The 10,334-nt window shown below is 38.3% G+C and carries 6 protein-coding genes; 3 read left to right on the top strand and 3 right to left on the bottom strand.

Translation table 11 applies throughout. The features are described from left to right. The first annotated feature begins 159 nt into the window (after positions 1–159). Positions 160–825: a DUF2652 domain-containing protein gene (locus tag Q8S11_RS09140; RefSeq protein WP_305661786.1), complete on the top strand. Its 666-nt coding sequence runs from the start codon at positions 160–162 to the stop codon at positions 823–825. Here the strand turns inward: Q8S11_RS09140 and Q8S11_RS09145 are convergent. Beyond that, positions 806–1,990 carry a Pycsar system effector family protein gene (locus Q8S11_RS09145; protein WP_305661787.1) on the bottom strand — a complete coding sequence of 395 codons (1,185 nt, stop codon included), beginning with the start codon at positions 1,988–1,990 and terminating at the stop codon, positions 806–808. The two genes, Q8S11_RS09140 and Q8S11_RS09145, sit on opposite strands and share 20 nt — an antisense overlap. Before the next feature lie 202 nt (positions 1,991–2,192). Between Q8S11_RS09145 and Q8S11_RS09150 the strand changes: the two genes are divergently transcribed. Beyond that, positions 2,193–3,095, top strand: a complete 903-nt coding sequence (locus Q8S11_RS09150) for an SdiA-regulated domain-containing protein (RefSeq protein WP_305661788.1) — start codon at positions 2,193–2,195, stop codon at positions 3,093–3,095. Continuing rightward, positions 3,085–6,858, top strand: coding sequence for a BamA/TamA family outer membrane protein (locus Q8S11_RS09155; RefSeq protein ID WP_305661789.1), 3,774 nt, complete (start codon positions 3,085–3,087; stop codon positions 6,856–6,858). The genes Q8S11_RS09150 and Q8S11_RS09155 overlap by 11 nt, the downstream gene beginning before the upstream one ends. A gap of 78 nt (positions 6,859–6,936) precedes the next feature. Here Q8S11_RS09155 and Q8S11_RS09160 read toward each other — a convergent pair whose 3' ends face one another. Both Q8S11_RS09160 and Q8S11_RS09165 read right to left on the bottom strand, forming a co-directional pair. Beyond that, the gene (locus Q8S11_RS09160; RefSeq protein WP_305661790.1) at positions 6,937–8,574 is read right to left on the bottom strand and encodes a S8 family peptidase; all 1,638 of its coding nucleotides are present in this window, start codon (positions 8,572–8,574) and stop codon (positions 6,937–6,939) included. A gap of 433 nt (positions 8,575–9,007) precedes the next feature. Further along, positions 9,008–9,724, bottom strand: coding sequence for a DUF1796 family putative cysteine peptidase (locus Q8S11_RS09165; RefSeq protein ID WP_305661791.1), 717 nt, complete (start codon positions 9,722–9,724; stop codon positions 9,008–9,010). Positions 9,725–10,334 lie beyond the last annotated feature (610 nt).

Raw genomic sequence — 10,334 nt, forward strand, 5'->3', positions numbered from 1 at the left:
CTTTTTTGGACAATCCTTCAACCATTCAGAAAGGTTCCTTCAATAAGCATATTGATGATCGGGATCTTTTTATAATGCCAGGCAGTTCCTACATTTGTTCGATCACAAAAAAATTTTATTGGTATATAAATTGTACTGATATTGTGAGAAAAACCTGATATGGAAGACAAAAACGGACTTGAACCAGCATTCTTTTGTGTGCCGGATATTACAGGTTTTACAAAATTTATTGCCACTGCTGATATTAATTTTACTAAAAACGTCATTCCGGCACTCCTCCGAAAACTTATTGAATGCAATATTTTGAAAATGAAGATCGGGGAAATTGAAGGGGATGCGATATTTTTTTATAAAACGGGCCGATTGCCGTCGGTTGGCAAAGTTGCAGAGCAATGCAAGATCATTTATCAGACATTTTCCGATTTTATAGGTTCAGTAGAACAATCTGATCCGGAAAATTATGATCTGTATCTCGCAGACAGCCAGTTGGGCCTCAAAATAATCATCCATTATGGCCATATTAGTACTGCCAATATTAAAGGCCGTATTAAATTGCTGGGATCAGATGTTATTATTGCCCATAAACTGCTTAAGAATGCCATTGAAGACTACAACTATATACTTTTAACAGACAAATACCTGTCCAAAATAAAGGACAGACAAAACCTTGAACAATGGTTCCATTGGGAGAAGCTTCGCACAGGCATGGAAGTTTATGAATATATGGGTGAAGTGGGATACCGCTACATTACTCTTGATGACATGACCTTTATGATGGATGTCAAACTTTCTCCAGTATTAAGGTCTAATAAGAAAACATCATAATTACAACGAACCCTACGATACAGATTACCATCCCAAACATAAATATATTATAAGACCAGCTCAGGTATCTGTATTTCTTTACCAATACACTACCCAGATAGTATATATCCACAGACATACTGTTATATAATTCTTGCTTTTCTTTCTTGAGCTCTTCAATACGATCAACGAATTCCTTCAACTGTAATTGAGCAAAATTTCCAAAGAACAAGATACTGCTATCTTTTTTGTTCAGTTCGAATTTTTCCTTATTGGTCACATTTGGTCTGGCTGATAATATGGCAAAAACCACAGTCAGTAAACTGGTTAACAGCAGGAATGCCATTGGAAAAACAAACCTTAAACTGCTGAATTCATTCTGAGTTGAAAAAGTAAAGCCTGTACCAAAGAGTGTAATCACAATTGAAATAATGATTGTATTAATACTGATCATCATATTCGCCTTATTATCCGCTATTGAAGTCAGATTGATATGATAATCGTAGACAGAACGGTAAAGAGTTTCAATCCCTCTCCCTTCTTTAACGGGCTTTCCAAGGGTCTTTTCTGCCTCTTTAATCCCTTTAGATTTGTTTTCTTCTATTTTCTTGCGTTGTTTTATGATATTCTCTAATCTCTGCTCATTATATTTTAATACTGCTTCCTCTGTTTTAAAATTTGTATCAATAAGAAATTTGAGTTGGGTCTGCGCCCATTCTTCATCTGTATAAGTTTTATTCAGGATACGTTCCCACTCGATCTTCAACAGCTCGGCACGGGTGTTAAAATTCTTACTGCCTAAACTAATGTAATCAGCATCGTGAAGAATTTCCTGCATAGAACCGTCAGGAACATTCTCGAATTTAGTAGATAAGATCAGCGCCTCTATCTCACTTATACTATCCTCCGGATAGTGCCCCTGAAGATAAACCTTCATTAATTTGACACTTTCCTCTTCATGCCCCTGATAGGTATTTATATATCCCGTATCATGAAACCATGCTGCCAGCATGAGTACCTCATAATCACGACTAGTCATATTATAGGACTTTGAAAGCTTCTTACAAGCCTTTACAGTCATTTCAGTATGATTAAAATTATGATAAACAAAATCATTTGGAAGTTTATCCCTGAACAGGTTGAAAACATACTCCTCTGCGTCTTTAACAATTGTATTATTCTTCATGTGTATTTTTAATAGTTAGGGTAATACAGCCTGTATGGGTATAAATTGATTTTGTTTTAATTGCGTTAAGTCCATTCTGGTTTAAAAAAAAAGATCAAACCATATCTAAACAGAAAAAACTATGCCACCTTGTGCAATAATTTTTTTTTTTTGCTCCTTTTGGTATGATTATAGCAAATAATCAATACCTAACAGTTCTAAAATGTACAAATATTTTATCCTCATTGGGGCAATAGCCCTTCTTTCATGCAATAACCCTATTAAAGATAATAATGCCGATAAAGAAAATAATAATAAAGTAATAACTCCAAAAGAAAACACAGTATATGACCTGCCGGAAGAGCTAAGTGAAATTTCAGGGATCACATTTCTAAATGATTCTGTGGTGGTAGCTATACAAGATGAAGATGGAATACTTTTTTATTACAATATAAACCAGAACAGCATCATAAAAAAACAAGCCTTTGGGAAAAAGGATGATTATGAAGACCTGGTTAAGGCCGGTAAGGATATGTATACGATTACCAGCAAAGGACTTATTCATGAGATCAAGGATTTCGAATCTTCAAAACCGGTTATCAGATCATTTAAGACACCTTTTTCAAAAGAAAATGATATCGAAGGGCTGGCCTATGACGCTAAGAATCATCGCTTGCTTATTGCCCCAAAGGAAGCCGGCCTGGATATGGATAAAACCACCAAAGAGATTTATGCTTTTGACCTCAAAACAATGACGCTTCAAACCACACCCGTGTATACCATTCATCTACCCGAAATAGAGGCGCAGTTTGAAGGGGATGCACTTGAGGAAAGCTCGAAGAAATTCTTAAAAGCACTGGGCAATCAGAACATGAACAAGGTTTTTCGTTCTTCTGCAATTACAATCAACGAAACAACAGGAGAAACATTTATTCTTTCGGTCATTAACGGACTTATAATTGTTTTAACTCCAGAGGGCATTCTTAAAAAGCTTATTAAGCTGTCCGGCCCTGAGTACAAGCAACCTGAAGGAATTGCTTTTTCACCCAATGGTAAGCTTTATATTTCCAATGAAGGAAATAAATCAGGAATCGGAAATATTATCGAGCTTAAACATGAGAACTAAATATCTGGGTGGTTTCCTTTTACTGTTTAGCACAATTATTCTGAATGCATGTACCAGTTTAAAACCCTTTTACGATAAAACGCAGCGGGGTTGGGAAACTGCAAACAGTCCTGACACTTTAAAGCTTAAATATTCGGTATTCCTGATCGGGGATGGGGGTATTCCTGAAAAGGACAGACAGGAACCGGTATTAAAGCTTTTACAAACCCAGATATTTCACAAAGACACCACAAGAGTCCATTTTGTAACTGATACCGGAATAGTAAATAATTCTCACCCGGAAGATGTGGTAATCTTTCTTGGGGATAATATTTATCAGACTGGTTTGCCTGAAGCTGATGCCCCGGATCGCGGGGAAAAAGAGCGCAGGATCAATGAACAAATGAACGTAGTAAAAGATTTCAGGGGGCGCAAAATATTTGTTCCGGGAAACCACGACTGGAATGAAAGCCGGGTTGGCGGACTTGCGGCAATAAACCGACAGGAGGAATATATTGAACAATATCTGAATTCTGGTGATGTGCTGATGCCCAGCAATGGCTGCGGAGGTCCCGTAGAACTCCAGTTAAACAATGACCTTGTTGTGATTGCGATCGACTCGGAATGGTGGCTGACCAAGCACGATAAATCACTTGCACCAGATAACGGCTGTACCACATCAAGCCGGCTTGAAGTTATACAGCAGATCCAGGATATAATCCTGCGTAATAAAGGAAAACATATCATCCTTGCACAGCATCATCCGCTGTTCAGTAACGGCCGCCACGGAGGTTATTACACACTTAGGGATTATTTGTTTCCATTGACCCTTTTACGCGATAATTATTATATCCCTTTACCTATAATTGGTGCCATCTATCCGCTCATGCGCCAGTATGGGGTATCCAGGCAGGATTTGTCGAATAAAGATTATCAGCAACTCAAAAGAGGACTTCTATCTGTTCTGGAAGATCAACAAAATATTGTGATTGCCAGCGGACACGAGCATGCCTTGCAGTTCAATAAGTACAAGGATATAAATCATATTGTAAGTGGTGCAGGTGCAAAATCAACTTCAATGATAAAGGGGAATGATGCATTATTTTCATATGGTGGCGGTGGAATGAAGGGCTTTGCCCGGTTAAATTACTACAATAATGGACAGGCCTGGCTCGAATTCTGGGAACCCATTGGGGATGGCTCGACAGGCAAAGTAGTGTACAGGACACCACTCTATGCGATTCCGGCAAAAGCAGAGGAAAAAACTGCAGAGGAAAAAATAATCAGCTATGCTGATAGCAGCAAATTAGTTATTGCAGGTGATACCTTTAAAGCCGGCAAGTTTAAACGGTATTTATTTGGAGAACATTACAGGGATACCTGGGCGATTCCTATCAATGTGAAATATTTGGATATGAATACATTCGGAGGCGGATTAACTCCTATCAAGCTTGGGGGCGGCAAGCAAACAACCAGCCTTCAGTTACAAGGGAAAGATGAAAACCTGTATCAGTTCCGTACCGTAGCTAAAAACCCCACTGCTTTGCTTCCTAAAGGATTTCTAAAAACATTTGCCGAGGATCTGATACAGGATCAGATCTCATCAGCACATCCATACGGAGCTTTAATGATACCGGATATGGCAAAAGCTATTGGGATTTATCATACTACCCCTGAGTTGGTCTATATGCCTTACTCCACTTTACTGGGACCGTATATACAGCAGGTTGGAGGCAAACTAGGGATTATTGAAGTAAGGCCGGATGAGGATCTTTCTGACTTCAATTCGTTCGGAAATGCGAAAAATGCTGTGGGAACCCCAAAAATGTATGAAAAAATACGAAAAGACAATGATAATGAAGTTGATCAGATCATGTTCCTGAAATCAAGGCTTTTTGACATACTAATCGGCGATTGGGACAGGCATGAAGATCAGTGGAGATGGGGTGAATTCGAAAAAGAAAATGGAGTTCTTTACCGTCCTATTCCAAGAGACCGGGATCAGGCCTTCACCAAATTTGACGGTTTGATTCCCCGTTTGATAACCAATGTATTACCTGACATTCAATCATTTGAAAGCAAAATCGGTGATCCTGCTGAACTTTCCATTGCCGCCCGAAATCTCGACAGAAATCTGCTTAATGAATTATCTCTTGACGACTGGAACAGAATTACTATTCAGTTACAGGCAGATCTTACCGATGACATAATTGAAACAGCAGTAAAAAAAATGCCTGCAGAAGTGTTTAAGGAAGCAGGCGCCGAAATTATATCCAAACTTAAATCCAGACGCGGACAACTGCTCTCAGTGGCCAATGAATACTATAAAGTATTGGCCAGGGAAGTAACCGTGATCGGCTCCGATAAAAAAGAGTTCTTTAAGGTCGAAAGGTTTGAACGCACTACCCGACTTACTATTCACAAGATTGATTCAAACGATCATGTAAGCCGCCCCTTATATTACCGCACATTTCAGAATTCAGAAACCAAAGAACTTAACTTATTTGCTTTAGACGGACGTGATAGCATATTGATTATTGGTTCTACCAGAATTGGCGACATTAAAGTGCGTGTAGTTGGAGGAGAAAAAAATGATTCATTCACTGACAATTCAAGCAGTGGAAGGACTTTCTATTATGATCTGAAGACTGAGAACAATACTATAAAAACAGGTCCTAACACCGCATTGCGTTTATCCGACCATCCTTATATTAATGATTATAGTGAAAACACATTTTACTATGATAAAAACGGAATAAAGCCATCTTTTGACTATAATGCTGAAGATGGACTTTTCTTAGGAGGTGGCTATGGTATGAGACATTATGGTTTCAGAAAATTCCCTTATAGTTTTGACCAAAGCCTGACCGGAAATTACGCACCTAAGACCAGGGCTTTTACTGTGCATTATGACGCAAATTTTTATTCATTGTTTGCAAAGAATATGGATGTGGTATTCAGGGCACATCTTAATGCCCCAAAATACACTTTCAATTACTATGGCGAGGGTAATTCAACACTCAATATTGATGATAATATTACCTACTACAGAGTTCGAACCAAGAACCTGAGTCTTGCAGCATTTCTTCAATACCGGTTTACCCAGGCATTCAAAGTTGGAATTGGTCCGGGATACGAATTTTTCAGAGTTGAAAAGCCTGCCGAGCGCTATGTCAGTACTCTCTTATTCCCTGACAGAGATGATATTGCAGAGCCCTCCCGATATGGAACAATACGAAGCTATGCAAATATCGATTTTGTAAATAATAAATTGTTTCCAACTTCTGGTGTTCGCTGGAAGAACGAAATCAATTTTTTCAATGAATTTGAAAACACTAAACACCGTTACCTGCAACTAAATTCCGACCTGTCATTTTATGCAACCCCAAATTTTGAATTTCCGGTAACTGTAGCAATCAGAATCGGAGCATCCGCAAATATTGGAGAATATAAATTCTTCCAGGCCAATTCACTGGGCGGCAATACAAATTTAAGAGGCTTCCGGAATAATCGATTCTCAGGAAGGTCATATCTTTACCAAAACACCGAGGCAAGGTTTAAAGTGGCCCATTTCAGAAACTATATTTTTACAGGGGATATGGGATTGTTCGGATTTTTTGACTCAGGAAGGGTGTATTCTGACCTTCCTGAAAGAAGTACCTGGCACAAAGGATACGGCCCGGGAGTTTGGCTTAATTTCTATGACAAAATTTTGGTATCAAGCGGCTATGGCTTCTCAAAGGAAGGGCACTACCTGACACTTAAAACCGGCCTGTCATTTTAAACTCTTTAATGAACAGTAAAAAAAAATGCAGCATTTTCATGCTGCATTTTTTTTAGATGATAATTTTATCTCGATATTCTACTTTGATTTTACCCTGGCAGTAGAATTTGTTTTCTCAGCCAATAACAGAGCGTTATAAGCATTTACAATCCCCCCGGAAACAGAAATATCGCTTAGTAATACCTTTTTGGTACTTCCCTCTTCTTTGATTTTAACTTTCTGATCTACCTTAACAACAGAATTCATAATAATATCCTTTATCTGAACGGCAGTAAAATGTGGATAGTGGGACCAGATCATTGCGGCAAGACCTGAAACAACAGGTGCAGCCATACTGGTGCCGTCATTTTCTTTATAGGTTGAGCCTGGCATAGTTGAATTAATCTTTACTCCCGGAGCAAATACATCTACTGTTTTCCCTCCATAATTGGAAAATGTAGCAAGGAGTTCTTCATCATTCTTCCATCCTGAAGCCCCAACTTCAATCCAACCCTGAGCAGTTCCCATAGTTACACCTGTACTGTCGCTGAATAATCGATTAGGGAAATTATCTTCCTTTTCGGTGTTCTTACCATCATTCCCGGCTGCATGAACTAGCAATACTCCTTTAGAAACTGCATATTTCACGGCTTCATCAACAACTTTTTTATCCCAGGCATAAGCCTTTCCAAAGCTCATATTAATAATCTTCGCGCCATTATCTACGGCATATCGAATGGAATTAGCAACATCCTTATCGCGTTCATCACCATCAGGCACCGTCCGTATAGCCATAATTTTTACATTATCAGCAACTCCCTTAATACCCAAATCATTATTACGTATGGCTCCAACAATACCTGCTACATGGGTACCATGTTCAGCATCCGGGCCTTTAACGTTATTATTTCCATAATAACGCTCATAGCTATTAGCATAATCATCCCCAACTGAATCCTGACGCGGATCAAAATCGACATTCAGGTGGTACCTGACCTGTGTATCATAATACTTTATACCATCATTAAGCTCTTCATAGAACTTATTAAAATCCCTCTTTTTCAACTCAGGCCTGATGAATTTAATCACTTGTGACTCTACGTCATTAGCCGCCTTATAGCCACTAAAATCATCAGAAGTAGGATTATCCTTGCCCAATTTGGACAGAATTTCATCCAGGTACTTTTTGATCATCGTTGTATTCTGAAGTCCCATTTGAGCGGATTGAAGTTTAGACATATAATCAGTTACCACTCTTCTATAGGTCTGAAATTCCTTTCTTTCCTCTTCTGAGAACGGGGTAGTATTCAATGCTGATGCATATTTACCCTGTAATTTATTGACAAGACGAATAACTTCCATATTATCATAGTGAATATTGGCATTAGGAGATCCTATAAAATTCCAGCCATGTACATCATCGATATAGCCATTATTATCGTCGTCAATACCATTGCCAGGTATTTCCTTTTGGTTAACCCATAATACCTTTTTAAGGTCTTCATGTTCGGTATCTATTCCCCCGTCTATAACAGCTACAATAACAGGAGATGATCTCTTTCCTTTCAAAATTTCGGTATAAGCCTTCTCTGTACTGATACCAAAAACACCATCAGATTTTAAGTCGAGGTTTTGCCAGTTTGCCACAGGAGATTCATTTCCAGTGCTCTGGGCAGATGAGATAAGCGGTAATGCGAGTATCGCAAGAGTATATAATAATTTATTTAATAAATTCATTTTAGTTCCTATAAATTAAAATTCTTTGTTTAAGATAACGAAATATTATACTTTATGTTATGATCAAGCTAATCAAACTAAAATAATACAAAATATCTCCCGAATAAAAGAATTCGAAAAATTATCTATTTAAAGTACGAAAAATTGTAGCTGAGGGTAGGTAGGACTACCTAAAATGACAGTTCTCTGGATTTCTCAGGGTAGAGCGGCAAAGCTGCCACTGCGATCCCGTTTATTGTATGGAGGTCATTGCAGGAAACCTAAGGAGCTATCTAATACTTTTCTCCTTGCATAGGTTCGTTTGTCTTTTCGCTCAATAGTGCTCGCCATGACGCTAAGACACAAAGGTTAAAGAGCATTTATGACAATTAACGTATTTCTTTCATTCCAGTTTCTGCGTCTTTGCGAACTCCATCAAAAGGTTGAGATTAAATTATATGGTCTTGATTTTATCCAGCATTTTAGCTATCAAGGAATCATCTATAAAAGCCCAATATTTCCGTTGATCGCGCCCACTCCAGGTATAATGGGTGTAAAAATCAAGGATATGAATATTGTTTTTCTTATAGTATATCATTTTTTTCTTCGATTCTATTGGTATAATAATCTGTTTGAACAAAACGACCTGACATTCATACTTTTCTGAAGAATAAAACTCTTTTAATTCATTCAAATGCTTTAATAGTAATTCAAAATTATTGTTTTCGCAATTTCTATGGTGATAAAGAAGGACGTATTTTCGTTTTCCTAAAAATGACTTTAATCTATTTGCCCGTTTAACAACCTTTTTCCAGTACCGGTGATTTTTAATAACATCATGACTTGAGAATTCAATGCCATTTTGATGTAAATGATGATAGTTATTATCCAGGATTAAATGAGTCCTAATTCGGGGGACCGGTTTTCCGTTTAAATCTTCGTACTTCAGAAATTCACCACTCACAAAATTTTCATAGTTGTTTCTTTCCAGTTCAAGTATGTATTCAACATTAGATCTGCAATGGGAAAATGATGTGGTGAAAGACTTAAGTCCGTACCTGCTTAAAATATTATCTGTTAGGCAGTTTTCACCAAATGATAAGAATATCTTATTTGATCTATATCTATGAATGATATTAGCTAATCCATAAAACAAATAAGATAGAAACATGAAGTTTGGTTAAAGAGTATTGATAAAATTCATTGATTCATCAAACCTAACAAATTGTTTCCTGAATTCGCCGGGAAGGCTTTCAGTTTTCTGAGTCTTTGCGTCTTTTCGAGCAATAAATTAGTCGGTTTTTTTGTTGTGTATCCTATTGGCATCCGATAACTATCGGGATGTGGTTTTGAAAGAATAATAGACAATGAAGCAGGATTTTGTCCCCCTTTGGTCCAAAGGACTCCTTCGGAGAGGGGGAGCGAAAGCCCTGAGCGGAGGCAGGGGGAGGAAATTGTATCGTCCTAAAATAGGTTTACAATCCAATACCTCCCCCTGCCCCTCCAGAGGGGGATAAGCAAAGTGCCCGGGTATTGTGCTCGAAAGGAAGGATTGTTACCCGATACTATCGGATCTGGCGAACGCTTGTCATTCTGGCGAAAGCCAGAAACAAAAAAAGCCCAGTACAATGAAGTACTGAGCTTTCGTTTAATCCCGATAGCAATCGGGATGGGCACCGACCTAACTCCCATCCGCCCCGGGCGGACAGTACCTCCCGATAACTATGGGGGGCTCTGACGGGCTGTAACGTAAAAAAGCCTCAACAGTTTCCTGCGAGGCT

The organism is Daejeonella sp. (assembly GCF_030695525.1).
Classification (GTDB): Bacteria; Bacteroidota; Bacteroidia; order Sphingobacteriales; family Sphingobacteriaceae; genus Daejeonella.